This is a genomic window from Mesobacillus sp. S13 (genome assembly GCF_020422885.1).
Taxonomy (GTDB): domain Bacteria; phylum Bacillota; class Bacilli; order Bacillales; family Cytobacillaceae; genus Mesobacillus; species Mesobacillus selenatarsenatis_A.
Genome location: NZ_CP084622.1, coordinates 886175 through 911626 on the forward strand (window position 1 = coordinate 886175; position 25452 = coordinate 911626).

Annotated in this window: 27 protein-coding genes, 1 pseudogene and 1 riboswitch; of the genes and pseudogenes, 19 read left to right on the top strand and 9 right to left on the bottom strand. The window is 43.8% G+C overall.

Annotated elements, in window-relative coordinates:
* Window positions 1-47 precede the first annotated feature (47 nt).
* Window positions 48-2144 carry a DNA topoisomerase III gene (locus tag LGO15_RS04530; RefSeq protein WP_226086917.1) on the bottom strand — a complete coding sequence of 699 codons (2097 nt, stop codon included), beginning with the start codon at window positions 2142-2144 and terminating at the stop codon, window positions 48-50.
* 85 nt (window positions 2145-2229) lie between these two features.
* Here LGO15_RS04530 and LGO15_RS04535 point away from each other — a divergent pair.
* Window positions 2230-2661 (top strand): annotated as a pseudogene (locus LGO15_RS04535) (NUDIX hydrolase); the annotation flags it as partial.
* A 54-nt stretch (window positions 2662-2715) separates the two neighbouring features.
* A complete protein-coding gene (locus LGO15_RS04540) occupies window positions 2716-3135 on the top strand; it encodes a GNAT family N-acetyltransferase (RefSeq protein WP_226087817.1) in 420 nt (139 codons plus the stop codon).
* Between the two features lie 43 nt (window positions 3136-3178).
* Here the strand turns inward: LGO15_RS04540 and LGO15_RS04545 are convergent, their stop codons facing one another.
* Together LGO15_RS04545 and LGO15_RS04550 are read right to left on the bottom strand one after the other, a co-directional pair.
* Window positions 3179-3496: a YbjQ family protein gene (locus tag LGO15_RS04545; RefSeq protein ID WP_167833899.1), complete on the bottom strand. Its 318-nt coding sequence runs from the start codon at window positions 3494-3496 to the stop codon at window positions 3179-3181.
* 125 nt (window positions 3497-3621) lie between these two features.
* Window positions 3622-3786: a hypothetical protein gene (locus LGO15_RS04550; RefSeq protein WP_167833900.1), complete on the bottom strand. Its 165-nt coding sequence runs from the start codon at window positions 3784-3786 to the stop codon at window positions 3622-3624.
* Window positions 3787-3902: 116 nt separating this feature from the next.
* Between LGO15_RS04550 and LGO15_RS04555 the strand changes: the two genes are divergently transcribed.
* From LGO15_RS04555 to cydB, 3 genes are all read left to right on the top strand, one after another.
* Window positions 3903-4514 carry a peroxiredoxin gene (locus LGO15_RS04555; RefSeq protein WP_226086918.1) on the top strand — a complete coding sequence of 204 codons (612 nt, stop codon included), beginning with the start codon at window positions 3903-3905 and terminating at the stop codon, window positions 4512-4514.
* Window positions 4515-4719: 205 nt separating this feature from the next.
* Window positions 4720-6072, top strand: coding sequence for a cytochrome ubiquinol oxidase subunit I (locus tag LGO15_RS04560; RefSeq protein WP_226086919.1), 1353 nt, complete (start codon window positions 4720-4722; stop codon window positions 6070-6072).
* Window positions 6062-7090 carry a cytochrome d ubiquinol oxidase subunit II gene (cydB, locus tag LGO15_RS04565; protein ID WP_226086920.1) on the top strand — a complete coding sequence of 343 codons (1029 nt, stop codon included), beginning with the start codon at window positions 6062-6064 and terminating at the stop codon, window positions 7088-7090. The genes LGO15_RS04560 and cydB overlap by 11 nt, the downstream gene beginning before the upstream one ends.
* 38 nt (window positions 7091-7128) lie before the next feature.
* Here cydB and LGO15_RS04570 read toward each other — a convergent pair whose 3' ends face one another.
* Window positions 7129-8943 carry a solute:sodium symporter family transporter gene (locus tag LGO15_RS04570; protein ID WP_226086921.1) on the bottom strand — a complete coding sequence of 605 codons (1815 nt, stop codon included), beginning with the start codon at window positions 8941-8943 and terminating at the stop codon, window positions 7129-7131.
* 171 nt (window positions 8944-9114) lie between these two features.
* Here LGO15_RS04570 and LGO15_RS04575 point away from each other — a divergent pair, with 171 nt between their 5' ends.
* Window positions 9115-9489: a DnaJ family domain-containing protein gene (locus LGO15_RS04575; RefSeq protein ID WP_167833904.1), complete on the top strand. Its 375-nt coding sequence runs from the start codon at window positions 9115-9117 to the stop codon at window positions 9487-9489.
* Between the two features lie 59 nt (window positions 9490-9548).
* Here the strand turns inward: LGO15_RS04575 and LGO15_RS04580 are convergent, their stop codons facing one another.
* On the bottom strand, window positions 9549-11030 hold the full coding sequence (locus LGO15_RS04580) for a methyl-accepting chemotaxis protein (protein ID WP_167833905.1): 1482 nt from the start codon (window positions 11028-11030) through the stop codon (window positions 9549-9551).
* Between the two features lie 200 nt (window positions 11031-11230).
* Between LGO15_RS04580 and motA the strand changes: the two genes are divergently transcribed.
* From motA to LGO15_RS04615, 7 genes are all read left to right on the top strand, one after another.
* Window positions 11231-12025 (top strand): flagellar motor stator protein MotA, encoded by a 795-nt coding sequence (motA, locus tag LGO15_RS04585; RefSeq protein WP_167833906.1) that lies wholly within the window; start codon window positions 11231-11233, stop codon window positions 12023-12025.
* Window positions 12018-12791, top strand: coding sequence for a flagellar motor protein MotB (gene motB / locus LGO15_RS04590; protein WP_167833907.1), 774 nt, complete (start codon window positions 12018-12020; stop codon window positions 12789-12791). Before motA ends, motB begins: the two co-directional genes overlap by 8 nt.
* Before the next feature lie 116 nt (window positions 12792-12907).
* A complete protein-coding gene (locus tag LGO15_RS04595; RefSeq protein WP_167833908.1) occupies window positions 12908-14125 on the top strand; it encodes an MDR family MFS transporter in 1218 nt (405 codons plus the stop codon).
* 677 nt (window positions 14126-14802) lie between these two features.
* Window positions 14803-16149, top strand: coding sequence for a nitrous oxide reductase family maturation protein NosD (gene nosD / locus LGO15_RS04600; protein ID WP_167833248.1), 1347 nt, complete (start codon window positions 14803-14805; stop codon window positions 16147-16149).
* A complete protein-coding gene (locus LGO15_RS04605) occupies window positions 16146-16610 on the top strand; it encodes a nitrous oxide reductase accessory protein NosL (RefSeq protein WP_226086922.1) in 465 nt (154 codons plus the stop codon). Before nosD ends, LGO15_RS04605 begins: the two co-directional genes overlap by 4 nt.
* Window positions 16607-17425, top strand: coding sequence for an ABC transporter permease (locus LGO15_RS04610; protein WP_167833250.1), 819 nt, complete (start codon window positions 16607-16609; stop codon window positions 17423-17425). Before LGO15_RS04605 ends, LGO15_RS04610 begins: the two co-directional genes overlap by 4 nt.
* Window positions 17418-18149, top strand: coding sequence for an ABC transporter ATP-binding protein (locus LGO15_RS04615; RefSeq protein WP_226086923.1), 732 nt, complete (start codon window positions 17418-17420; stop codon window positions 18147-18149). The genes LGO15_RS04610 and LGO15_RS04615 overlap by 8 nt, the downstream gene beginning before the upstream one ends.
* Before the next feature lie 359 nt (window positions 18150-18508).
* On the opposite strand, the gene LGO15_RS04620 is transcribed toward LGO15_RS04615, so the two are convergent.
* Window positions 18509-19153, bottom strand: coding sequence for a nitrous oxide reductase accessory protein NosL (locus LGO15_RS04620; RefSeq protein WP_167833251.1), 645 nt, complete (start codon window positions 19151-19153; stop codon window positions 18509-18511).
* A 255-nt stretch (window positions 19154-19408) separates the two neighbouring features.
* Complete coding sequence (locus LGO15_RS04625) at window positions 19409-19744, bottom strand: helix-turn-helix domain-containing protein (protein ID WP_226086924.1); 336 nt, start codon at window positions 19742-19744, stop codon at window positions 19409-19411.
* A 225-nt stretch (window positions 19745-19969) separates the two neighbouring features.
* Between LGO15_RS04625 and LGO15_RS04630 the strand changes: the two genes are divergently transcribed.
* A complete protein-coding gene (locus LGO15_RS04630) occupies window positions 19970-20158 on the top strand; it encodes a hypothetical protein (RefSeq protein ID WP_226086925.1) in 189 nt (62 codons plus the stop codon).
* A gap of 229 nt (window positions 20159-20387) precedes the next feature.
* Window positions 20388-20473: riboswitch (cyclic di-GMP riboswitch) on the top strand.
* A gap of 29 nt (window positions 20474-20502) precedes the next feature.
* Window positions 20503-20631: an anti-repressor SinI family protein gene (locus tag LGO15_RS04635; protein WP_226086926.1), complete on the top strand. Its 129-nt coding sequence runs from the start codon at window positions 20503-20505 to the stop codon at window positions 20629-20631.
* Window positions 20632-20731: 100 nt separating this feature from the next.
* On the opposite strand, the gene LGO15_RS04640 is transcribed toward LGO15_RS04635, so the two are convergent.
* Window positions 20732-21052: a helix-turn-helix domain-containing protein gene (locus LGO15_RS04640; protein ID WP_167833254.1), complete on the bottom strand. Its 321-nt coding sequence runs from the start codon at window positions 21050-21052 to the stop codon at window positions 20732-20734.
* A gap of 294 nt (window positions 21053-21346) precedes the next feature.
* On the opposite strand from LGO15_RS04640, the gene treR reads away from it, so the two are divergent.
* Window positions 21347-22072, top strand: coding sequence for a trehalose operon repressor (treR, locus tag LGO15_RS04645; RefSeq protein ID WP_167833255.1), 726 nt, complete (start codon window positions 21347-21349; stop codon window positions 22070-22072).
* A 148-nt stretch (window positions 22073-22220) separates the two neighbouring features.
* Here the strand turns inward: treR and LGO15_RS04650 are convergent, their stop codons facing one another.
* The gene (locus LGO15_RS04650) at window positions 22221-22496 is read right to left on the bottom strand and encodes a late competence development ComFB family protein (RefSeq protein WP_167833256.1); all 276 of its coding nucleotides are present in this window, start codon (window positions 22494-22496) and stop codon (window positions 22221-22223) included.
* Window positions 22497-22702: 206 nt separating this feature from the next.
* On the opposite strand from LGO15_RS04650, the gene LGO15_RS04655 reads away from it, so the two are divergent.
* The 3 genes from LGO15_RS04655 (at window position 22703) to LGO15_RS04665 (ending at window position 25408) form a co-directional block, all read left to right on the top strand.
* On the top strand, window positions 22703-23221 hold the full coding sequence (locus tag LGO15_RS04655; protein WP_167833257.1) for a type 1 glutamine amidotransferase domain-containing protein: 519 nt from the start codon (window positions 22703-22705) through the stop codon (window positions 23219-23221).
* 361 nt (window positions 23222-23582) lie between these two features.
* Window positions 23583-24332: a type I methionyl aminopeptidase gene (gene map, locus LGO15_RS04660; protein ID WP_226086927.1), complete on the top strand. Its 750-nt coding sequence runs from the start codon at window positions 23583-23585 to the stop codon at window positions 24330-24332.
* Window positions 24333-24547: 215 nt separating this feature from the next.
* Window positions 24548-25408, top strand: coding sequence for a MurR/RpiR family transcriptional regulator (locus LGO15_RS04665; protein ID WP_226086928.1), 861 nt, complete (start codon window positions 24548-24550; stop codon window positions 25406-25408).
* Window positions 25409-25452: the final 44 nt, after the last annotated feature.

Below are 25452 nucleotides of genomic sequence, written 5' to 3' on the forward strand. Positions count from 1 at the left end.
TCTATGGAAATTAAAAAAGCGGCACGAGGGCCGCTTTAGGTTCTGTTTTAATCCTTATCCTCCATCGCAGCTTTCAGCAAGTCTCCGAGACTGGTGCCGAAGTTCTCCTGGGATGGTGAGTATTTTTCCTTCAGCTTGCGCTCCTCACGCTTGGATACGCCTTTTTTCTTTTTATCCTCGGCTTTTTCCACAACATTGCAGCGGCGGCACTGGAAGTAGGCGCCAGCCTTGCCGTTGTGGATTTCCATTCGCTTATGGCATTGCGGGCAGCGTCTTTGTGAAAGCTTTGGATCTTTATGCTTGCGGAAGCTGCATTCTGGGCTTGAGCAGACGAGGATGCGTCCTTCCTTTGTCTTGCGCTCCTTCATGAACTCACCGCATTCAGGGCATTTTGATCCTGTCAGGTTATGGGCGCGGTAGGTTTTGTCGCTCGTCTTGATCTCGGATACAAGGCGGGCTGTCTGTTCGCGGATTCGTTTCTTGAAGGCCTTCGGATCCCCCTTGCCGCGGGCGATTTCTTCAAGTTCTTTTTCCCATTTTGCTGTCAATTCAGGGGATGTCAATTCATCGTTCACCAGGTCGATGAGCTGCTTTCCTTTTTTAGTCGGGTACAGGCGGCCGTTCTGTCTTTCCACGACCTCTGATGATATGATCCGTTCAATGATCTCAGCACGCGTTGCCGGAGTGCCCAGCCCGAATTTCTCCATTTTTGCAAGAATATCGGATTCAGACAAACGAAGCGGCGGTTCGGTCATTTTCTTATTCATGTTAACCTGGCCGACTGAGTAGCTCTTGCCTTTTTCAAGATGACCCAAAGACTGGGTGGCTGCATCATCATCGTCTTTTCCGAGAACCTTTTTAAAACCGAGCTCAAGAACATTCGTTTCCCGAGCTGACAGTGATTCTCCTTCGACATCGAAATTAGCATGAATCACTTCATACTGATAAGCCGGGTAAAATAAAGCAAGGAATCGGCGGACGATTAAGTCATACAGCTTTCGTTCATCCGGTGACAAATCGGCAAGATGAAGCCGCTCCTCTGTCGGGATGATCGCATGGTGGTCAGTGACTTTTTCGTTATTGAACACGCGGCGCGCCTGGACTTTTCCTTTTTGGGCAAGGGCAGGCTTCGCTTCGTCACGATAGCCGGACATGATTCCCTGAAGGCGGTCCGCCATTGTCGCTTCCATATCGGTCGTCAAATATCGTGAATCTGTTCTTGGGTAGGTGACGAGCTTGTGCTGTTCATATAATCCCTGCAGGACATTGGATGTTTTCTTTGCTGAGAATCCAAAACGTTTGTTGGCGTCACGCTGCAGTTCTGTCAGGTCATAAGGCAGCGGCTGTGGTTCTGATTTTTGCTTGCGATCCAGCGATTTCAGCACAGCCTTTTTGTTGGAAAGCTTTTTTTGAATCTGCTCTGCTTTTTCCTTTGAAAAAATGCGCTTTTCGCCTTTATGTTCCCATTCTGCATGCAATGATCCGACCTTACCCTGGATGGTCCAATATTCCTTCGGCACGAACTTATTGATTTCATCCTCGCGTTCGAGGACCATCGCGAGGGTTGGTGTCTGGACACGACCTGCAGATAAAGGATCCTTGAATTTTGTTGTCAAAGCTCTCGAAACATTCAATCCAATCAGCCAGTCGGCTTCGGCGCGGCAGACAGCCGATTCATACAGGTCTTCAAACTGCTTGCCTGGCTTAAGGTTCTTAAAGCCGTCTTTGATGGCGCGGTCGGTCTGGGAGGAAATCCACAGTCGCTTTATTGGCTTTTTCCAGTTGATGCGCTGGAGAATCCATCTGGCTACCAGTTCACCTTCACGCCCAGCGTCAGTGGCAATGATGAATTCGCCGATATCCTTGCGTTCAGCTAGATGCTCAATGGCCTTGAACTGGTGGCTCGTTTGCTTGATCACCTTCAGTCCCATTTTATCGGGGATGATCGGCAGCTCCTCAAGCTTCCATACTTTATATTTTGGGTCATAATTCTCCGGCATTTTCAGTTCGATCAAGTGGCCGAGCGCCCATGTGACAATATATTGATTTCCTTCGAAATAGCTCTTATGCGTTTTATTGCAGCCAAGGACACGCGCGAGCTCGCGGGCAACACTTGGTTTTTCTGCAAGTACTAATGATTTCATGTTTGCTCCTTTCAAAACACAACAATTTTACGTATGCTTTACTTAGTATAATAGAAATAAGTGATTTTTTGTAATGGGGGAGACCATGAGCGATTATATAAAAGAAATTCGTGCACTTATTGGAAGCAGGCCTTTCATTCTGGTTGGCTCTGCTGTGCTTGTTTTTAATAGGGAGTATGAAGTGCTGCTGCAGCTAAGGACGGATACTGGCAGGTGGGGAATTCCCGGAGGGGCGATGGAGCCTGGAGAAAGCTTCGAGGAAAGTGCTCGCAGGGAATTGTTCGAGGAAACAGGCCTTCATCTCAAGGCTCTGAAGTTTTTGGATGTGGCTGCTGGTGAAGAGTACTATTTCCAATACCCTAATGGCGATGAAATTCATAATGCGATCGCTTTGTATGCGTGTGACGATTGGGAAGGGGATTGGAAGGTGAATGATGGGGAAAGCAAGGATCTCCGCTTTTTCCCGTTAAACAGTCTGCCTTCGCTAACAGAAAGGCAAGAGCTGATAATTGAAAAGGTAAAAGAAAGCGGAATCCTGCCTGAATTGAAGGAACTTAATCTTAATGAAATCATGAAGTGTGCCGAAGTTCTGGATCTCCAAAGAAAATCCTACAAAATAGAAGCAGAGCTAATTGGTACAGATGAAATCCCGCCGTTAAAAGAAACATTCGAGGAGCTTCAAGATTGTGGCGAGACTTTCATTGGCTGTTATATCGAAGGCAGGCTTGCCGGGACAATCTCTTTTAAAATAGAAGGAGAAGTAATCGATATCCATCGCATGATGGTGCATCCTGATTTTTTCCGTAGGGGAATTGCTAACAAGTTGATTTCCCAACTAGAACAAATTGGTTACTCTGAGATAATCGTTTCAACCGGGGCTGCGAATACACCTGCAGTGAAGCTTTATGAGAAGCTTGGTTTCGAGCGCCAGCATGATTCAGTGGTGGGTGACGGACTGGTGATTGCCCATTTTAAAAAAGTGAAAATTTAATCTCAGACAAAAGGACCCGGCAGCAAGCCTGGTCCTTTCAGCATTATTCTTTAATTTTAACAGCCGTTCCTGTCGCGATGCACATCATCATGCCTTCTCGCAATGTTTCAAAATCGAGGTCGACCCCGATTATGGCATTTGCGCCCATGCGGCGTGCTTTATCTTCCATTTCGCGAATCGCGATTTCACGGCCTTCGGCAAGTTTGTTCTCATATGCCGAACTTCTGCCGCCGATCACATCGGTGACACTTGCCAAAAAGTCACGCACCACATTGGCACCCATGATTGCTTCACCGGATACAATCCCCATATAGCTCTCGACTTCTCTGCCTTGCAATGTTGAAGTAGTTGTTACGATCATGTACATATTCCTCCTCAGAAAGTTTATGGCTAGTAAAAAACTGTGTATAACAACATATACGATTTTTTTGGGGAAAAGTTTCAATCAAAAAAGAACTCGGCAATTATTAGCCGAGTCCTGGAACATTACACTTCGTCTTCCTCTACGCGATTCTTGAACGCTTCCTGGACGACGAGGAATTCCTCATCTTCCTGGGCTTCTGTCTCAGGTCGCTTTGCTTTCAGTGCACCTGCAGGCAGGTCTCCGGGATGGCCCTTTTTCTTGTGGTTGAATTCTTTGCCTCTGCTCATTCATGAACCCTCCTTTCTTGTCCCAAGTAGTTTTTCCTGATGGGACCTGAAATATAAAAAATCTCTTGCATATGATTGTATAGATACAAATTTTTTAGAAAGAAAGGGCGGCTTAAATGGACGAAAAATTGTACGCTCAAGATTTGGTTGAGTGCCCGACTGTTTTTTGTGCGAATCGTGATGACCAGGCTCCGCTTTTTACAGCAGATGCCTTGATTAATGGTGACATTCAAAAGATTAACCTTGAGGATTATCGGGGAAAGTGGGTCATTTTATTTTTCTATCCAAGCGATTTTACCTTTGTCTGACCGACAGAACTGGCGGCGGTCGCCGCTGTTTACCCTTATATCCAGGCGCTGGGAGCTGAGTTGCTGGCCATCAGCACGGATAGTGTTTACTCTCACAAGGTTTTTAAGGAAACCTCTCCATCTTTGAAGAATGTAACGTATCCAATGGTAAGCGACAGGACACAGGTTATCAGCCGTGCTTACCGGGTCCTGGATGAAACAACAGGGGCCTGTTTCAGGACATCGGTTTTCATTGATCCAGGGGGGATTATCAGGGCAAAGCTTACTTATCCCGGGAATGTCGGCCGCAATCTTCCTGAACATGTAAGGATGCTGCAGGCTTTTGAATATGCCAAGCAAACGGGCAAAGGTGTGCCGGCGAACTGGGTGCCCGGCCAGCAAGGAGTCAGTACGGACCCATCCAATATAGGAAATATTTAAATGCGAGCAGGTTCTGTTAAACAGGGCCTGTTTTTTATATCCAGGCTTGTCCGCTTTATTTTTTGTCTGTGACCAGCATCACAATTGGTGGATAAAAATGTCACAAATTCTCTACAAAAATCTTCGATATCACTCACAAAGTTTTTTTAAAATAGAATTGAGATTATGTTAAGAATTTCACAAACGAAATTAGGAGGAACTGAAGATGGATGAGGTCCTGATATTAAGCCGGATCCAGTTTGCTGTCACTGTCTTTTATCATTTTTTATTCGTTCCATTGACCCTTGGTTTAGTCATCCTCGTTGCCATCATGGAGACAAAGTATGCGCGTACGCTCGACCTGACGTACAAACGTATGGCGGATTATTGGGGAAAACTGTTCGCTATCAATTTTGTGCTTGGCGTGATTACAGGTATTACGATGGAATTCCAATTTGGCACGAACTGGTCTGAGTACTCTAAGTATATGGGAGATATTTTCGGATCGCCGCTCGCGATTGAAGCTCTGGTCGCCTTTTTCCTAGAATCGACCTTTATGGGAATCTGGCTGTTCGGCAAGGATAAGTTGTCACCAAAGCTGAGGGCTTTTTCGATCTGGATGGTCGCTCTCGGCACGAATATTTCGGCTCTTTGGATCATTACCGCCAACGGATTCATGCAAAACCCGGTCGGCTATGTCCTGAAAAATGGCCGAGTAGAATTGAATAGCTTTTCAGAGCTCGTCACCAATCCCTATGCCTGGTATATGTTTATACATACTGTTGTAAGTGCCTATATTGTCGGAGCTTTCTTCATGATGGCCATCAGTGCTTACCATCTGTTAAGGAAGAATGAAACTTCTTTTTATAAAAAATCATTCAAATACGGATTGGCCATGGCCCTGTTCTCAGCCACATTGACACCTTTCATTGGGCACCAGTCAGGTGTGTTCGCGGCGAAAATGCAGCCGGCAAAAGGGGCAGCGATGGAGGCTGTCTGGGAAACACAAAAAGACATGCCCTTCCACCTGATCCAGATCCCGGATCAGGAAAATGAGCGCAATGCTTTTGAGGCAATCAGCATACCGAAGCTGGGCAGCTTCTTCTATACAAACTCCTTTGATGGAGAAGTGACCGGATTAAATGATATTCCTAAAGATGAACGGCCAAATGTCGAACTGGTCTTTTACGCTTTCAGGGTAATGGTCGCGCTCGGAATCTTTTTTCTGGCTGTATCCTGGTACGGCTTGTACCTTTACCGGAAAAACAAACTGGAAAACTCACCAAGATACCTGAAGCTCGTACTATATTCTGTGCTGCTGCCGTACCTGGCGATCAATGCCGGCTGGATGGTGGCTGAGGCGGGGAGACAGCCATGGGTTGTATATGGATTGATGAAAACATCGGAGGGAGTATCGCCAATCGCTATGTCCCAGGTGGTGTTTTCCCTGGCAGCTCTCGTCATTTTCTATACGATCCTGTTGATCGCGGATGTTTATTTAATCATCAAATATGCAAAAAAGGGTCCTGAATCAGAGATTAAATATGGCCTTGAAGGAGGCGTAAAGCATGTCTCATGATACACTTGCCATCATTTGGTTCGGTTTGTGGGGATTGATTTGGACGGTGTATTTCATCCTCGATGGATACACTCTTGGTACTGGAATGCTGTTTCCGTTCATTGCGAAAAACCGCCAGGAACGCAACCAGCTTCAGGAGGCAGTCGGACCGTTCTGGGGAGGGAATGAGGTCTGGCTCATCACCGCAGGCGGAGCGACATTCGCTGCTTTCCCGGCAGTTTATGCCGATATGTTCAGCTTTTTGTATACACCATTATTCCTGGTTCTGATCGCTTTGTTCATCCGGGCGATTGGACTTGAATTCATGCATAAGGACGACAACCCGCTATGGCAGGCAGCGTGTAAATGGGGGTTTTTTACCGGAAGCTTCTTGATCGCTTTCTTATTCGGAGTCACCTTCGCCAATCTGTACCGGGGATTATTGATCGGCACCAATGGCTATGAAGGCAATTTGTTCAGCCTGCTGAATGGCTATGGCATAGTGGGAGGATTGCTGTTTGTATCATTATTCCTGCTGTCAGGCTCTCTATGGATTCAGTTGAAGACAGCGGGGCAGACCGCCGTGCGGGCTTACAGAATATCAAGGATCTTAGCAGGTGTGACTCCGGCCATGCTGTCGCTGTTCTTTTTGGCGACAGTGAACAGGACACCATTGCTCGATAATTACTCGCAGCAGCCGGTCCTTTGGATTGTGCCGATGCTCGCACTAGCTGCGATGCTTACGGCAGTGTACTTTATTTTTAAAAAGAAAATCGGTTATGCCTTTACCGCTGTCTGCGTGACGATTTTTACGAAAATGGCCTTTGGCTTCGTCGGGATGTTCCCGAACATGCTGCCATCAAGCATAGACAACGCCTACAGCGTGACACTTTATGAGGCTGCAGGCAGCAAGCTCAACCTGACCATCATGTTCGTCGTGGCCGTCATCTTCGTGCCAATCATCATCGCTTACCAGTCCTGGAGCTACACACTTTTCAAGGACAAAATAGTAAAAGAAAGCGCGAAGGGGTATCAATAATGTGAGGCGCCTGGTTTTCCAGGCGCCTCATTAAGTGTTTAGTATTCTGTGGTTCTTGGCTTAAGCTTGGTTTTAGCAGTTGATATTTCCTTGCTTTTCTTAATGGGATTTTCTTTTAAAATATAACCTGCATAAGCCTTGTTCCATTTTCTGATTGCCAGATAGGAGAGTATGGCTGTAATAGTGAGTATTCCGGTAATGACCGGCCAAAACACTGTTGATACATAACCTCCAGCATACGCTAACCCGATTGGGGAGAAGACGACGTATATGACTGCTACCAGTGCCAGCAGGATAATGGATACTGGCAGGGAATATTTCCAAGGGACCATGTCGACTGCTGCCTCAGACCGGAATGTATATGGCTTGGCTGTTGGTTTCCACATACCGATGGCGATCATGATCGCTGCTTCAACGACGAACAAGATGGCGTAAATGTGGATGAAATGGATCGGTACAACAAAGTCGAATAGATGCTGGGTGCCCCAAACGAGCATATAATAAGTGATCACATGGAAGATGATCACGACTTTGGCTGCAAGCGCAGGTACACGTTTTGTAAAAATCCCGACTAGCAGTATGACGATGATGGGAATATTGAAAAAGCCTGTGAACCTTCTGATCAAATCCCATAATCCTTCTGGAGCATTCATTAGCAGTGGTGCAATGCACAATGAAACAACCGCGAGAAGGGTGCCGGCGATTTTGCTGATTGAAATCAACTTCTGATCATCTGCTCCAGGGTTGAAGCGTGCTTTATAAATATCAAGCGCGAACATGGTTGCTGCGCTGTTTAATAATGAGTTGAAGGAGCTTAAGACGGCGCCAAGCAGGACGGCCAGGAAGAATCCGGACATCCAGGAAGGCAATACATCGGAAATCAGCGCTGGATATGCCAGGTCGACAGACTTCAGCCCATCTCCATACATATGGAAGGCAATCACGCCGGGGATCATCATCGTCAATGGCACTAATAGTTTATAAAATCCGGAAATCAAAACGCCTTTCTGGCCTTCGGCAAGGTTTTTTGCCCCAAGTGTACGCTGGATGACATATTGGTTTGAAGCCCAGTAGAATAAGTTCGCGAAAATCATCCCGGTAAAAATGGTGCCGAATGGTACAGAATCTTGCTTTGTTCCAATTGAATTCATTTTTTCAGGGTTCGTTGTTGCAATTTGTTTCATTCCATCGCCGATACTGCCGTCACCAAGTGTGATCAGGCCCAGGATGGGGACAAGCAGGCCGATGATAATCAAGCCAATCCCGTTCAATGTATCGGAAATCGCAACAGCCTTCAGTCCGCCGAAAATAGCATAGATAGCGCCAATGATGCCAATGATCCAAATGACTATCCAAACGGAAGCTTCATAGGAAATCCCGAACAGCTCAGGAAAGTTGAAAAGCTGCAATACAGCAAGTGCTCCCGAATAAAGCATAGACGGGGCTGTGACGAGTATGTATCCTAGCATGAATAATAGGACGGTATATTGTCTGACACCTTCATCATATCGCTTGCTCAAAAATTCCGGAAGTGTTGTAAAATTACCGCGCAGATACTTTGGAAGCAGATAAATTGCCATGATGATGATGGCAAAAGCAGCGGTTACTTCCCAAGCCATATTCGATAAATTGGTGCGATAGGCTTGTCCATTCAAACCGACAAGCTGCTCTGCAGATAGGTTGGTAAGCAGCAGTGAACCGGCAATGAAACCGCCTGTCAGTCCGCGTCCTGCCAGGAAATACCCTGCAGTATCACTGACTTCCCCCTTTGTTTTTACATACGAATACCAAGCGACCAGCCCCATGAAAAAGGCGGCTGAAATCAGCGTGAAGCCTATACCCCCAAAAATCATTTTATGACACCCCTTGTTGTGTAATTATTTTACATACTAAATAACCTGCTCGCTAACTCTCTAAACCTTTAACGTGATAAAATCACTTTTCCAAATATTAAAATTAGAAAATACTGGGTTAAAGTAATATAATGATAGTATAAATACTAATAATGAACTGGAGTGGTTCAGATGGATTTTTCAATGGTAGTGTCGGAGGATCGGATTAAAAAAGCCTATAGGGACGGGGAGTTTGAAAATTTGCCTGGCTACGGGAAGCCTTTGAATCTGGAGGACCTGTCAGCCGTTCCAGAAGAACTGAGAATGGCCTACAAGATGATGAAGAATGCCGGTTTCTCTCCTGAAGAGCAGAAGCTCAGGCAGGAAGTGATGACCGTCGAGAGCCTGATCCGCACGTGTGAAAATCCGGAAGAAAAAGACAGACTGAACCAGGAACTAAGCCAGAAGCTTCTCAGATACAATAAGATGATGTCCTGCAGGGGAGCTAAAACAAACTCCTCGCTGTTTAAGAATTACGAACGGAAAATTGAAAAGAAGTTGTTATAAAGGAAATGGCCAGGCGGAGAAATCCAGCCTGGCCATTTTTTATGGGATAAATCACACGCTTAAGCGCCTAGCGTTTTAATTTTTTCAGCAGCGGCTGCTGTTTGGCTGACATACGCTGCGATGGTCTGGTTATCGTCATTCAAGGTTTCGATCGTGGCGTTCATTTCTTCCAGGCCTGCTGTTGCCTGTTCGATAATGGCTGCAAGCTCACGTGTGGAGGCTTCGACATCGCCTGACTGATTTTTAACATCACTGACTGTCAATTCAAATTGACCGAATTGGTTCGTCAGCTCACGCAATGTACTGCTTACTTCTGCGAAGAATCCGGAAACCTCTTCAACAGCGGTACGGCTTTCGGTCAGTTTTTCGCTGCTATCGGTCATTTTTTCCAGAGCCGCTGAGTTCGTTTCATTTACAGAAGTAAGGTTTTCAGTAATCTGGATGGCTGTTTCTTTCGTCATTTCCGCCAGTTTGCGGATTTCATTGGCTACAACTGAGAATCCCTTGCCAGCTTCTCCAGCTCGTGCTGCTTCGATTGAAGCGTTCAATGCGAGCAGGTTGGTTTGCTCGGTGATATTCCGGATGTTGACGATGAAGCCATTCGTTTCTTCGATTTTCTTCGTCAGCATGGAGAATGTCTGGCTCAATTCAGAAATAGAAGAAGCAAGGTCCTTCATGTCACCTTGAAGCTCGGCTATTTTTACTGAGCCGCTTTCAGACGCCTTGGCAGCCTGTAAAGTATTGTCTGAGAGCAGGACGGACATATCGGACATTTCATCCATTCTCTGCTTTGTCATTTCTGCATTTTCGGAAATTTGGTTGATCTGTTCCGTCTGCACCTGGCTTCCGGCAGAAATTTCATTTACAGCGATTTTCATTTCCGTTTGCGAAGAAAGGTGGGTTTGGATTTGGTCATTGATTTTGCCAAGGCTTTCAGTAACGACTAGAAGTTCACCATGCAGCAATGCACTATGCTGTTCTTTACGGACTTTTTCAGTTTCTGAATCCGCCAGGAAGGTCTCCAGCGATTTAAATGCAGCTTTGTTCAAACGGATCAAGACGAACAGCACTGCGCCGATTAAAACATAACAAAGTAAAATTGCGGTGAAGGTACTGCTTAAAAAGTCTTGGTTTTCTGTCGCCAACATGGTGTTCATGACAATGGCAACAAGTCCGAGGCTGTACCCGGTAACAAAGATTTTAATATCAAAATGAATGGCTGAAAAAACGGCCAGGAACAGCAGGACGAGCAAGAAGGCCCCGTTGCCGCCAAACATCCCGATATACAAGAAGTGGTGGATGAAAATAGCAGCAATAGCGGCATAAGGGAATAATGACTCCTTCTTAAGCCAGAGTTGGAAAATCAGGAAGAACAGGATAAAAAATGATAATTCACTTACATAAACCATTGTTTTATAAAATGGTTCTTTTTCAATAATTGTATAGGCAGATGTCGCAACCAAGGATACTGAATAAGTACTGAGCATCAAGATATTCTTCTTTTTCGTATCCTGCTTGCGGAGATTTTGAATTGCCTCCACGAAATAGCCTCCTTAGATTGTCTTTTTAAATGTTGCATATATTATATCGGCATAAAAAAACTGAATTTTTATTGTTTATGAAAATTTATTTTTCGTGCCCATCACTTAAGATTTTTTAAAACATGTCGAAATAAAAAGAGATATTATGACAGTTAAAACTAAAGACAGAAATAGAAGTATAGCAGACAGGGGAGTCGTACATGGATAAGTCGTCGATCATTGGTGTCATATTAGCGATCATTGCGGTAGGAGTGGGAATGGTGTTCAAAGGTGTCAGCCCAAGTGCCCTTGCCAATCCGGCAGCGATCTTGATTATATTGGTGGGTACGGTTGCGGCGGTAACAATTGCCTTTCCCGCAAAAGAACTGAAGAAAGTACCGAAGCTTTTCAAAATTCTATTCAAGGAGCAGGAAAGCGCTGATTTACCCTCTCTGATCCGCCTGTTTTCTGACTGGGCCCAGCTAGCCCGTAAAGAGGGGCTGCTTGCTCTTGAAGCGAAAACAAATGAAATCGATGATGAATTTCTCAAAAATGGATTATCACTGGCTGTCGATGGCCAGAGCGCTGACTACATCCGGGATGTTTTAACAGAAGAAGTGGAAGCGATGGAGGAACGCCACCTTTCTGGAGCAGCCATCTTTACACAGGCTGGCACATATGCACCGACACTTGGTGTTCTTGGAGCGGTAGTTGGCTTGATTGCGGCGCTAAGCCATATGGATAATACTGATGAGCTGGGCAGAGCAATTAGTGCGGCATTCGTCGCTACATTATTGGGGATTTTCACTGGTTACGTATTGTGGCATCCATTCGCCAATAAATTAAAGCGTAAATCAAAGCAAGAAGCACAAGTAAAATACATGATGATTGAAGGAATCCTTTCCATTCTAGAAGGGGAAGCACCAAGAGTGATCGAGCAAAAGCTTGCTTCTTATTTGCCAGCTGGCGAACGGAAGCTGATCCTTGAGGAAAGCGGCGTGGAGAAAGATGAGTAGGAAAAGGAAGAAGAAGCATCACGAAGACCATATGGACGAATCCTGGCTGATTCCGTATGCGGATCTGCTCACCCTCCTTTTGGCACTATTCATCGTTTTGTTTGCGATGAGTTCGGTCGATGCGGTCAAATTCCAACAGCTTTCAAAGGCATTCAATGATGTATTTTCCGGAGGGACAGGAGTTTTTGAATTCCAGAGTCCGATGCCGGAAGGCCAGATGGAATCGCCTGATGAACGCAAGGAAGATGTTGAAAAGAATGACGAGGAAAAGACCGATGCAGTCAAAGATCAGATGGAGCTTCTCGCAATCCAGCAGAAGGTCAACTCTTATATAGAAGATAAAAAGCTGACAGATAAACTGGATACAAAGCTTACGGATGAGGGATTGCTGCTGACGATCCGCGACAATGTCCTGTTTGAATCGGGCAGGGCAGAAGTACGTAATACAGATGTCAACATTGCCAATGAAATAGCCGACTTGCTGGTCATGGAGCCCCCAAGGAATATCATCATCAGCGGCCATACTGATAATGTGCCAATCAGGACCGCAAGATATGAGTCGAACTGGGAACTGAGCGTCATGAGGGCGGTTGAGTTCATGAAAATCATCTTGAAAAATGAACAGCTTGACCCTCGCTGGTTCAGCGCAAAAGGATTTGGTGAGTTCCAGCCAGTTGCTACGAACGACACAGCAGAAGGCAAGGCAAGGAATCGCCGGGTAGAAATTTTGATCCTTCCACGGACAAGCAATAATCCGGGACAATAAACGATGGACCGCTGCCAATGAGATTTGGCGGCGGTTTATTTATTTTTCATAGGGTATTTTCATAATTTTGGATATTTGCTATGATTTAATAATCTAAAATTACGAGGTAAACCAAAATGAATAAACTTAAAAACTATTACCGGCAATTCCATCCGATTGTATGGGTTCTGCTAAGCGGAACTGTTCTTGCAAGGGGTTCAGCGTTTGCCACACTGCCATTCCTTGCCATCTATCTTTCAAGGAATCTTGATTTGCACCCTGTATTGATCGGATTGACAATCGGAATCAGCCCATTATCAGGAGTGGTCGGCGGTTTCCTGGGCGGCCATTTATCTGACAAATTTGGACGCAAGCCAGTCATGCTCGGTTCATTGTTTTCGATGTCACTCGTCTATTTCGGCTTTATGATCGCAGAGACACCAGGCTGGTTCATTATTTTGAATGCATTGAATGGTTTGAGCGGTTCATTTTTCGAACCGACCGGCCAGGCGCTGATTGCCGACCTGACGGAAAAAAGCAAGCGGATGAGAGCATTCTCTCTTAGGTATACGGCGATCAATATCGGAGCATCGGTCGGACCCTTGCTGGGCGCCTATCTCGCAGTGGTTTCAGCTAAATCTGCTTTCATGGTAACAGGAATCATGTATTTCATTTATGTACTGATTTTGGCACTGATGATGAAAAAATACGACCTGGGTAATCAGGTAGTTGGAGGGAGCAGTAAAGTAACGATCGCCAGCTCGCTTAAGATCATTAGCCAAGATAAAGCATTAAGGTATTTGATTCTAGGAACCATCATCATTAACTTTGGCTATTCCCAAATGGAATCAAATGTCCCGCAATATCTCGAGTCTTCGATTGCGAACGGAGTATTCGTTTATTCCGTGATGTTGTCCATCAATGCAGTCATGGTCGTCTTGCTGCAGATGCCGATCAGCCACTTTGCAGAAAGATTCAAGACGATGCAGGTCATGATGGCCGGTGCCGTCTTCCTGTCAGTGGGCATGTTGGCATTCGGGTTTGTAACCGGATGGTACACAGGCATATTGGCCATTGTCTTTATCACAGTAGGGGAAATTCTCATCTTCCCATCAAGCAGCTATCTCGTCGACCAGCTCGCAACAGATGAGCTTCGGGGAACCTATTTCGGAGCCGCACAGTTCAGGAAAATCGGCCATTTTCTCGGCCCGATTGCAGGAGGTTATCTATTGAATGAAGCAGGAGGAACTGTGTTATTCTCGTTCATCGCCCTGGCAGTCCTTGGTAGTATCCTATTCTTCATTCAAGGAAATAAAATATTCGTAAAAACAGCACCGACAGTTGTTAAAGGATGAGAAAAAAGCAAGATTCCACGTGGAATCTTGCTTTTTTTGTGCAGGTTCGCCTGAATGTTAGGTATGATTGCCTCGGAAAATTAAGTTGAGGATGAATTGGGTAGATTATGATTCTTTTTTTAAAGTGAAAGTGAGGTGTACAAAGTAAAAAGAAATTAATATAGCGACTTTATTTTTTATATAGCGAGTTTTGTAATTTTATAGCGACTTTTTCATTTATATAGCGAGAATATACTTTTTATAGCGACTTTCTCATTTTTATAGCGAAATGGTAATTGTCTGTAATAATTACCACCAATATGTAAAAAGGAAGCCGCAATTATTACTCGGCTTCCTGCTCTGGTGTATCAGGCTGACACATTTTATCGATGCCGAAACCGATTACGAGCATCATTGCGATGGGAATGGAGAAGTTTAATAGATGAACAATGGTCATGTCCAAGTCCTCCCTTAACCTTAATAAGGTTTGCATATTAATAACATTATATTGGATTTGTCACAAAATAGACACAATGACTTTTGATTATTCTGAAAACTCAACAAATCTAATGAGTTTTCCACTATTTACACAGTAAATCTCATCACTAACTTCAAGGTTTCCCAACAAATATTTCAAGGTTTCCTCACATTTTTTTGCTAATTTTAAAAAGAGATTATTGCCGGGAGGAGACAGCTGTATGTGGAGCCTGAAAAAGCCACTTGCCATCATTTTCTTTTTGCTTCTATTATTCATTCCTATGAATGCCTTTGCTGAGGAGCTCAAAGTGGAGCGCGGCCAAACAATCCAGAGAGCTGTCGAAGGTGCCAGAAATGGGGATACCATCCTTGTTGCTCCTGGAGTATATAAAGAAAGTTTAGTAATCAATAAGGAAGTTTCGATAAAAGGAGAAGAGGGGACCACCATTGATGGCGGTGGAAATGGGAATGTCATCATGGTCACAGCTTCAAATGTGGTAATTGAAGGGCTCACGATCCAGAATAGCGGCTCTGCTCAGGAGGATAGTGGAATCTACATTAATAAAGCTGACCGAAATGTAATCCAGAACAATACAGTAAAAGATGTTCAGAATGGAATTTATATAGCAAACAGCAATGAAAATCTGCTGCTTGGAAACAGCATTACAAGCTATGAATCTCACTTTTCCAAGCGTGGGAACGGCATCCATATGTTCAAAGGTGGCGGCCATACACTGAAAGAAAATGAGATTGCCAATGTCCAGGATGGTTTGTATTTTGATTTTACCCAAGGCATCAAGGTGCTTGATAATCACATCAGCGAATCACGCTATGGCATGCACTTTATGTTCAGTAAAGGGATCCAGGCTGAAAGGAACCATGTCGAAAAAAATGTGACAGGGTTTATGGTGATGGATTCTGCTGGTATTGAATTTATTAAAAACAAAGTGACCGACCACTTTCACTTTCGTGGCTACGGGATCTTGATTTATGAAACAAAAGACGTACTCGTAGAGGGAAATGAAATTCTTCGGAACAGCACCGGATTGTCCTTGGAAGATGGGGGCGATACCTTAATCAAAATGAATCAGATTGCCGCCAATCAAGTTGGCCTGGAATTCATGGGCAAGAACGAAAATAACACGTTTTCAGAAAACAATTTTATCGGAAATGTCGTTCAATCAAAGATTTCAGGAGAGGATATGAGACTCGATGATGGAGTGAAGGGAAATTACTGGGATGATTACAGCAGTTTTGACCTTTCAGGTGATGGTGTGGGAGAAGAAGCATACAAGGCAGGTTCACTGTACGACCGTCTATTGCGCAAACAGCCGTATTGGCAATTCTTTTTTGAAAGTCCATCAATCAAGCTGTGGACAAAGGCTGAAGCATTGTTTCCTTCATTTGGGACAGCCGATGTGTTTGATTCCCGCCCGCTCGTAGAACCAGTAGACATGCTTCAGGAAACCGAACAGCGCAGCGAGGACCGGATAATACAGGGTGTAATAGGCATACTGTTCATTTTGTTATCAATAACTGTCATTGTGAAAGGAAGGAAGCTGTCATGATTAAAAAGCTTGGAGCTCTATTGCTAATGTCGGTCGCGTTGATAACGGGCTGCCAAAACAGCACAATGGAACCAGAGGAAATCAACCCGGAAATTGATGTGTGCGAGGTGTGCAATATGGGTCTTGCCCATGAGCACTATGCCACTGAGATCGTCACTGCGGATGGTGAAGTATATAAATTTGATGATATCGAATGTATGGATGAATTCGTGGAGATGGCGCCAGAACTCAAGGAAGAAAATACTGCAAAACATTACGTTCGTGATGTGGATACAGGGGAATGGGTCGATCTGGAAAAAGCCTTCCATGCGTACCACCCTGATTTCTGGACACCAATGGCAAATGGTGTTGTCAGCTTCAAGGATAAAGAGAGCGCTGAGAAGTACGTAAAAGAACAAGGAATAGGAGAAGTGCTGGATTATGAGTCATTAAAGAAACATGAGTGGAGCTGGGAGCAATGAGGCACATAGCAAGGCAGCAAATGACCTTGATGATGAGAAGCCATTGGCTAGCCGGATTTGGCTTATTGTTCTCATCCCTGGCCGTAATGGTCGCGTTCCTTGGCAACACTGGAGGGACTGGATTCGATGGATTTAACAGGATGACGGCCAGCTTGCTGAATATCAACTTGCTGCTGATTCCCTTGTTGTCATTGCTGATCGGCAGCTTGTTTCTGTCAGGTGAAAAGGAAGATCACGGGCTAATGCTGCTGATGACCTATCCGCTTTCGCCATGGGCCGTTATCCTTGGAAAGTATGCAGGACTGTTTGCTGCCATCTGGTCTGTTTTGACGTTTGGCTATGGTGCAGCATTGCTCGTCATCTTCTTCGTCGGCGGAGGAGTCTCTGTTTCCTTGCTGATATTATTTTATCTGTATTCGATCCTTCTCTCGGCGATTTTCCTGTCGCTGGCAATTATGATTGGCATAATCGCCAAGACGCGATTCCAGGCACTGGGCATAAGCCTGATTGTCTGGGCTTTCCTTGTGCTTTTCTATGAATTTATCATTATGGGATTAAGCATGTTCCTGATGAAGCAATGGCTACTGCCAATGCTGACTGTGTCCATCTTTCTGAATCCGGTAGAGTTAATCCGCGTCCAGTCAATTTTGTCACTGGACGGAGCTTCTGTATTCGGGCCGCGATTATATGATTTAACCATCTGGGCAGATGGCTGGACAGGAAGAATGATGTTTATTCTGGCTGTTTTGCTCTGGATGATACTGCCAGTCCTCTACACTGTGTACAGGACGACACGGGGGGTTGGTGATGAATAGCAAAGAATGGATCAGGATTGAAGGGTTGGCCAAGCATTATAGTGAAACGAAAAAGATTACTGACCTAACCTTTACCATTGAAAAGCCCGAAATCTTTGCTCTCTGCGGCGGCAATGGAGCGGGGAAGAGTACGTTGATCAAGATGCTCACAGGAATGATGAAACCGACTGCTGGCAAGGTCTTGATGGACGGACAGGTCATCGACCCGCAAAAACAGGACTTCAAGAACTTATTTTCCTTTATGCCTGATGAAATGCTCTTTCCTCGCCAGCTGACAGGTTTGGAAGTTTTGACTTTTTTTGCGAGATTACGAGGAATAAATAATGAGAAAGTAATCGCAACCCTGCAGCAGGTTGGGCTATATGATGTGAAAAACATGCAAATCAAACAATATTCTAAAGGAATGCAGCAGCGGCTTTCATTGGCACAGGCACTGTTGCCGGATGTTCCGCTGCGAATCCTCGATGAACCAACCAATGGACTGGATCCATTGTGGGTGTATCGGTTTAAGGAAATGATCCAGGAAGAGAAAAAGCAGGGCAGGACGATTTTCTTTACTACCCATATCCTTAGTCTTGTTGAGGAATTGGCAGACAGGGCAGCGTTCATGCAGGAGGGGCAATTGCAGTATTGTGATTCAGTATCATCACTCGTACAAAAAGACGGTGTTTATACACCGCTTGAAAAAGTTTTTTTCATAGTTCATGAAAATCTTACAATGTGAAAAATCCCGGTGCTGATATCTGCACCGGGATTTTATTATTAGGCTCTGTTTAACTAGACTGTTGATTTTCGTTCCAGGCGCTTCGCTTTTCGCGGGGAAGAATTATGAAAAAGCCCAACTGCCGGCTTTTTCAAAGTACAAATTCTTCCTGGCTGGCGATGAGCCTCCTCGTCGCTTTGTTCCTGCGGGGTCTCATCTGAACGTCCGCAGGACATTGAGTTACTTCCTCGAACCTGCCCACGTACGATGAATATGCGTTAGCATTTTCGGAGGAGTCTACGCGCCTTCCACTACAATCAACAGGATTGTAAACAACATTTTGCATTAACAGAGCCTATTATTAAGTATAATTTCACAACTTAATGGCCACTTTCCTCTTCACTGTCGTCATGCATTTCACTGTCGCCATCCATATTACTATCCTTATCCATGCTATCGTTGTTCATCTTCATTTTTTTCATATAGCGTTCTTTTGCGATTTGGTCGATCTGCTCCCATGTTGCGGTAGCAGGGTTCTTGTCGTTGTTTTCTGAAATGAATTTTTCGGCACTTTCTGGATTCTTGAAGAATGCGTAGCCGTATTTCATAGGTGTTTTAAGATCTGCTTTTACTGGAATAGCGGAGTCGGCGTCAATCCATTCAGATGTAATGTAATCACGTACCCACTTTTCCTCGAATTCCACATCATCACGCCGTGCGATATTCAACAGACATCCGGAGTCGTCAAAGAATACATACTCGCCGTCTTTCGTTTTAGCCTGGGCTGTAAATACACCCATTGGGTCAGCTTCATCGTATACCTTCATATTGCAGAAGGCACAAACATCATCGGCACCAGGCTGATGAGGGCCATCACCATGGTCGTGATCATTCTCCTCGTGCTTCACTTCTGTTGCCGCAGTTTCCTGTCCGTCTTTCTGTTCGTTTTCGGCCGCTTCATCTCCGCAAGCAGTAACAATGATCATTAATAAGAATGCTATCATGACAGCAAATAGTTTCTTCATTCCATTCTCCTCCTTTGATCGAATTTAATCCTATCAAGGAGTTGTGATTAAAATACGAAAAAATAATGGGGAAAACGTGAGAAGTACTTTGTTTTTATGAATATTTTGTGACAGCTTTCTGGCATCGTAAATATGCCAGGTCACAGTGCATGGGGGAGTGACTATGTATTTTGTCGGCTCAAAAAAAGATAAGCGATACTATCGTGAAATATTTGGTCTAAAGAGCGATTTTAATTTGTATTTTAGTATATAAGCTTACTGTTTATTCCTGCTTTGAAACTTCATGAAATCCACATAATAAGCAAAGTCCTCTTTGCTTATTCCATTTTTTATGGCTTCATCAACGAGTCCAGCCCATTCCTCATCAACAGGCTTCTGGAAAGTTTTCGTATTTTGTTGTCCCATCAAATACTCAACACTTGTATCTAGATTGTCTGCGAGCCGGGAAAGCACCTGAAGTGAGGGATTACCCTGTATTCCCCTTTCAATGTAACTGAGATAGGATTTGGATACTTTCGCTTTTTCAGAGAGCTCACTAATTGAATACTTCTTCTTCAGCCTTAAGTTTTTTATTTTTTCGCCAACAGTCATATGGCAATCTCCTTTAAATTCATCTATTAATTCATTATAACGAACAAATTAGTTCTTTTAAAAATACAAGAAACTGAGATAAACGGAGTATTTTCTTAAAAAAGAACGATTTTTGTTCTTTTTTAAGAAAATTCGCCATATTTTAGACTTTTTCAAGATTGGTACAAATGAACTATACTTCAGTGGAATGAGGCAGTAAGCCACTTAAAAAGGAGGCAGGATGTCGTGTACAGAAAGAATTGTGATCGTTGCAATCGCCCTTCGTTTAGCAGCAGTGAGGCAGGAGAATGGATCTGCCCGATTTGCGGAAATGATTTAACGAGATATCCATTTTTTAATGCCATCAGTCTTGAAAAAGTGGCCATTATGTCGGACTGGAAAAAGCAAAAGTACAAAAAAATGGTCAACCCTTAAGTTTATGGGGGTAAAAAAATAAAAAGAGTTCAACAATTAGAGATATTATTTGACAAAAAGTCTTATCAAAATCATTGTAATTTTCAGAAAAATACTCTTACTAGCTATGATTTTGTAATCATTTGGAAGAAAAAAGAAAAAAACCTTCTATTGCAGGCGACAAATACTTACATGTTAAATATATAGAACACGGTACAATGACATTGGGACTTAAAAGTGAGTAAAAAGGTACAGAAAAAGGCAAACTTGTTGAAAAACTAGGACGCAAAGTCACGGATCTAAGGTGCAATGTACTATGATGGCCGGGCTGCCTGGAATACTAACTGTATTTTGGGGGGAAGAACTTGATTAAAGAGCAGGTAGTTTTCGAAGAACTGGATACAGAATGGATGCATCTTATAATGGAAGCATTAGAAATGGGAATTAACAAAGAAGAAATCAGGGAGTTTTTAACGCAGACGAAAAATAGCTGAGGAATTTATACATAGAGATTAGAAGTGCAATCGGGCAGCTCTTATGGAGGTGCTTTTTATTTTGCACAAAAAAGGACAGCCATCTTAGCCGTCCTGGATATCATTTATTATGAAGTCGCCATTTATTGAATTCAAGAAACTCCTTGAATTGATCCTTTGTGATCCCAGAATCCATTGCTTCTTTTACAAGATTGACCCAATCTGAATCCATGTTTTCTTTATCGGGTTGTTCATGAATGAGATGGTCCACTGGCACATTCAGTACTCCAGCGATCTTTTCTAAGAATTGGATTGAAGGATTTGTCTGAAGATTTCGCTCGAGTGAGCTCAAATATGATTTTGCCACGCCAGCTTGTTCTGCCAATTCGGATAAGGACATTCGTTTCTCTTGTCGAAGTTTTTTGACGCGTTCACCAATCACTGTTATCCACACACCTTATCAATTTATAGTTATATCATAACAAATCTGATAAAATAGTTCCATATTAAGAACACCTTATAGAACAATTATAACCAACACCAAGATTTTTTGGTTCACTTTTAGAAAAAAACTTATTGGGAAAAAACTCGCAGCTTTTATATCGGCGATTGCATTTGAAGTTGTAGAAGATTTTATGAAGTTTTTTTGAAAAAGACAAACACGATTGTCTATTGTATCCAAACGGACTTAAAAAAGGTAAAATGGTAGCAATCAGACAAGGTACGGTGATGTGTTATGCAAAAAAAATATTTATTGATCTATGAAGAAATTGCGAAACAGATCCAGGAAGGAGATTATCCAGCAAAAACGATTTTGCCATCTGAAAATGAATTTGCGGATATGTATCAAACTTCGAGGGAAACCATCCGCAAAGCACTGAATCTGCTTGCCCAAAATGGCTTCATCCAAAAAATCCGCGGCAAAGGTTCACTTGTCCTCGATTTGAAACGGCATCAGTTTCCGATCACCGGATTGATCAGTTTTAAAGAACTGGCAGAGAATATGGGTGGAAAGGCGAAAACGACAGTGGAGGATTTCACTCTCGAGCTGGCCGGCCAGGAAATCGCCAGGGAATTGAATGTTGGTAATGATGAGAAGGTCTGGAAGGTGAAAAGGGTCCGGCACATTGATGAAGAACGAGTGATCCTCGATAAGGATTATCTGGTAGAAAGGCATGTGCCAGGGCTGTCCCGCCAGAAATGCGAGAACTCGATATTCGAGTATATTGAAGGGCAGCTTGAGAAGAAAATCAGCTTTGCGAAGAAAGAATTCACGGTGGAGGAACCGAGCCCCGAGGACCGAGAGCTACTTGACATGGAAGGGTTCCATGCAATCGTCATAGTGAAAAATTATATTCATTTTGATGATGCCACCCTATTCCAATATACTGAGTCAAGACACCGCCCCGACAAGTTCCGATTCGTGGATTTTGCAAGACGTATGGATACACAGTCTATATAAATAAGAAGCTGCCATTATGGATGCCGGATGAACCAGGCAATATCATGGCAGCTTTTATTTATTTAATTTCCGCCCATTGCTCATCAAAAGACGCCTCGTTTTTCTGATTAAATACTCCAGTTCCAGGAAGACTCTGTGCTCTTCCGGTTTAATGCTTCGGATACTTCCCGACGAGATGGATGGCACTGATGATCCTTTTATTGATCCAGGATCTGTTTTCTTGGGTATTAAGCTGCTCATATACCATCTTTCGGCCGTCCTCTGTCGTGACATAGTGACTTGGAAGAGTGTTCAGGCTGATGGCGATGATATCGTTCCGGCATTTCTGGCAACTGCAGAAAGTCTGGTAATCCGGGCTCAGCATCAGCACATTGACAAGAGTCGAAACGACCTCTTCCATTACATTGACATAACTAAAGTTCATGATGCCTCTCTCCCTATTGATGTCCTAAGTTAAATTATAGTTGAATGACGAAAATATAAAATGTTTTTTTTATTATCCTTATAAGATAGGTCTAATTACATGCGTTTATACAAAAATATGGAAGTGTCAACAAGATGTTTCATCAGGAGCAGACAGGGAATTTTATATAGGGTAGAATTTTACACACAAAAGGAGATGTTGATTCTATGGGTAAAAAAATTGCCTGTTTAATAACCGATCTATTTGAAGATGTGGAATATCTAGAGCCTTCACGCGCTTTTACAGAAGCGGGGCATGAAGTTATGACAATCGAAAAAGAAAAAGGCAAGACAGTAAAAGGCAAGCAGGGCAAAGCAGAGGTCAAGATTGACGAAAGCATCGACAACGTCAAGCCTGAGGATTTCGATGCACTGTTCATACCTGGGGGCTTCTCGCCAGACCAGTTGCGCGGGGATGATCGATTCGTGCAATTCGCCAAATACTTCATGGATGAAAAGAAGCCGGTATTAGCGATTTGCCATGGTCCACAGCTGTTGTTGACAGCCAAGACACTAGAAGGCCGAAGCGCAACCGGATACAAATCCATCGCCGTCGATATGGAATATGCTGGAACGAAATACAAGGACAAGGAAGTCGTCGTCTGCTGCAACCAGCTGGTAACAAGCAGAGAGCCGAAAGATATCCCAGCATTCAACCGCGAGTCACTCAAAGTGCTGGAAAAATAACAGTAAGAACCCTTTTGCTGCGGCAGAAGGGTTTTTTACTGTGTGCGGAAACTGGAAAAAAATGAGTGTAATTTCCAATTCGCTATAAAATCGAGAAAGTCGGTATTAAAAAAGGAAAAGTCGCTATATAAACGAGAAAGTCGCTATATAAATGAAAAACTCGCTATATAAACGAAAAAGTCGCTATAAAATCAAATACTAGCTGAAAAATCTTTTCTGAGATTTGATTAAGAATCTATTACCCATGAAAAAATCCAGTGAAAATGGCTATTTTCTTTTACCTTGTGATGAACTGGTTCATTTTGAGAAATTTTACGTATAAGATAATATAGAGGATGAAATGAATCAGGGAGATGAAGGAATGATTGTTTTAAAGTCGGCACGAGAGATTGACAATATGAAGGAAGCTGGAAAATTGCTTGCTTCTGTTCATAAAGAGCTGCGCAAAAGGATTATGCCTGGGGTTACGACCTGGGAAATTGACCAGTTTGTTGAGGATTACTTGAAAAAGCATGGAGCCACGCCCGAACAGAAAGGCTATCGGAACTATCAATATGCTACATGCGCAAGCATCAATGATGAGGTTTGTCACGGTTTTCCCCGAAAAGACGCTCTCAAGGATGGCGACATTGTGACGATCGACATGGTCGTCAACCTGAACGGGGCTCTTGCCGATTCTGCCTGGAGCTATGCAGTCGGCGATATCAGCGAGCAGTCGCAAAAGCTGCTCGATGTGACAAAAGAAGCTTTATATCGCGGGATTGCTGCTTCTGTACCGGGAAATCGTGTTGGGGATATCGGCCATGCGATCCAGTCCTATGTGGAAGGCGAGGGATTTTCTGTTGTACGTGAATTCATCGGACATGGAATCGGTTCTGTAATCCATGAAAAGCCGGATATCCCGCACTATGGTCTGCCTGGAAAAGGGCCGCGGCTCAAGGAGGGCATGGTGTTCACGATTGAACCCATGGTCAATATTGGGGAGTGGAAAACGAAGATGGATGACAATGGCTGGACTGCAAGAACGGTCGACGGCAAGCTGTCTGCCCAGTATGAGCACACGATTGCGATCACAAAGGATGGTCCCGTCATTTTAACAGAACAGGATTAATAACTGCATCCAGTGAATAAAAGTTTGGTTGTATTAATAAAAATGCTTTGTATCGAATCATAGTTAGTTACGATTCTGCCAGGACAGAATAAGCATCGGGCTGAACCAAAGTTTGGCCCGACTTTTTTATGCAGGGTGAAAAAAATTTTCATCTTCTGCAAATAAAGGTGAAATTTTATTGGTAAGATAAAGTCGTCAGAAAAGGGGGAGGAAATATGGCCAGTGAACTAAATGGACAAAATGTCGTCGTGAAAATTAACGCTATCTACTCATCGCTTTCCTCCAAGGAGAAGGCGGTCGCAGATTACATATTGAAAAACACGCAGGAAATCATCCATCTTTCGATCACCGAGTTTGCGGAGCATGCTTCTGTTGCCGAAGCGACGATTTTCCGCTTTTGCAAAAGGCTTGGATTCAGAGGATATCAAGCTTTCAAAATCGCCCTGGCGAGTGAGCTTGTGGAACCGATCAAGAATATCCATGAAGAAATAAAGGAAGAAGATGAGGTCGTAACCCTTGCGCAAAAAGTGTTCGCCGGACATATTGAAGCAATGAAGGAAACGCTGAATCTATTGGATGCCAAAGTGCTTGAAAACATTATCGATGTTCTGGGCAAGGCTACAAGGATTGATTTTTACGGTTCAGGCGGATCATCGGCGATTGCGCTTGATGCTTACCATAAATTCCTGCGGACAGGCATTCATTGCAATGCCCATAGTGACGGTCACCAGCAAATCATTTCAGCAGCGCTGCTCGGTCCCGGGCAGGCAGCAATCGGCATTTCGCATAGCGGCAGTAATAAAGATGTCATAGAAGCGTTGAAAATTGCAAAAGCTAATGGGGCAGCGACCATCGCGATTACCGGACATTACAAATCACCGCTGTCGAAAGAAGCGGATTTCGTTCTCTATACCACATCACGTGAAACGCTATTCAGGTCCGAAGCCTTAGCTTCAAGGCTGGTCCAGCTTAGTCTTATTGACGTAATTCATGTTGCGGTATCTGTAATGAGGCAGGAACAAACGCTAGGGAATCTGCAGAAGATAAGAGAAGCTATTTCGATTAAAAGATTTTAGTTTTATGAAAAATATTTTCATATAATAGATATACATATGAAAAA

Excerpts from the sequence above, each read along its gene's own strand:
- LGO15_RS04530 (WP_226086917.1), bottom strand. The coding sequence starts at position 2,144 with ATGAAATCATTAGTACTTGCAGAAAAACCAAGTGTTGCCCGCGAGCTC.
- LGO15_RS04540 (WP_226087817.1), top strand. The coding sequence starts at position 2,716 with ATGAAGTGTGCCGAAGTTCTGGATCTCCAAAGAAAATCCTACAAAATA.
- LGO15_RS04545 (WP_167833899.1), bottom strand. The coding sequence starts at position 3,496 with ATGATCGTAACAACTACTTCAACATTGCAAGGCAGAGAAGTCGAGAGC.
- LGO15_RS04550 (WP_167833900.1), bottom strand. The coding sequence starts at position 3,786 with ATGAGCAGAGGCAAAGAATTCAACCACAAGAAAAAGGGCCATCCCGGA.
- LGO15_RS04560 (WP_226086919.1), top strand. The coding sequence starts at position 4,720 with ATGGATGAGGTCCTGATATTAAGCCGGATCCAGTTTGCTGTCACTGTC.
- cydB (WP_226086920.1), top strand. The coding sequence starts at position 6,062 with ATGTCTCATGATACACTTGCCATCATTTGGTTCGGTTTGTGGGGATTG.
- LGO15_RS04570 (WP_226086921.1), bottom strand. The coding sequence starts at position 8,943 with ATGATTTTTGGGGGTATAGGCTTCACGCTGATTTCAGCCGCCTTTTTC.
- LGO15_RS04575 (WP_167833904.1), top strand. The coding sequence starts at position 9,115 with ATGGATTTTTCAATGGTAGTGTCGGAGGATCGGATTAAAAAAGCCTAT.
- motA (WP_167833906.1), top strand. The coding sequence starts at position 11,231 with ATGGATAAGTCGTCGATCATTGGTGTCATATTAGCGATCATTGCGGTA.
- motB (WP_167833907.1), top strand. The coding sequence starts at position 12,018 with ATGAGTAGGAAAAGGAAGAAGAAGCATCACGAAGACCATATGGACGAA.
- LGO15_RS04595 (WP_167833908.1), top strand. The coding sequence starts at position 12,908 with ATGAATAAACTTAAAAACTATTACCGGCAATTCCATCCGATTGTATGG.
- nosD (WP_167833248.1), top strand. The coding sequence starts at position 14,803 with ATGTGGAGCCTGAAAAAGCCACTTGCCATCATTTTCTTTTTGCTTCTA.
- LGO15_RS04605 (WP_226086922.1), top strand. The coding sequence starts at position 16,146 with ATGATTAAAAAGCTTGGAGCTCTATTGCTAATGTCGGTCGCGTTGATA.
- LGO15_RS04610 (WP_167833250.1), top strand. The coding sequence starts at position 16,607 with ATGAGGCACATAGCAAGGCAGCAAATGACCTTGATGATGAGAAGCCAT.
- LGO15_RS04615 (WP_226086923.1), top strand. The coding sequence starts at position 17,418 with ATGAATAGCAAAGAATGGATCAGGATTGAAGGGTTGGCCAAGCATTAT.
- LGO15_RS04620 (WP_167833251.1), bottom strand. The coding sequence starts at position 19,153 with ATGAAGAAACTATTTGCTGTCATGATAGCATTCTTATTAATGATCATT.
- LGO15_RS04625 (WP_226086924.1), bottom strand. The coding sequence starts at position 19,744 with ATGACTGTTGGCGAAAAAATAAAAAACTTAAGGCTGAAGAAGAAGTAT.
- treR (WP_167833255.1), top strand. The coding sequence starts at position 21,347 with ATGCAAAAAAAATATTTATTGATCTATGAAGAAATTGCGAAACAGATC.
- LGO15_RS04650 (WP_167833256.1), bottom strand. The coding sequence starts at position 22,496 with ATGAACTTTAGTTATGTCAATGTAATGGAAGAGGTCGTTTCGACTCTT.
- LGO15_RS04655 (WP_167833257.1), top strand. The coding sequence starts at position 22,703 with ATGGGTAAAAAAATTGCCTGTTTAATAACCGATCTATTTGAAGATGTG.
- map (WP_226086927.1), top strand. The coding sequence starts at position 23,583 with ATGATTGTTTTAAAGTCGGCACGAGAGATTGACAATATGAAGGAAGCT.
- LGO15_RS04665 (WP_226086928.1), top strand. The coding sequence starts at position 24,548 with ATGGCCAGTGAACTAAATGGACAAAATGTCGTCGTGAAAATTAACGCT.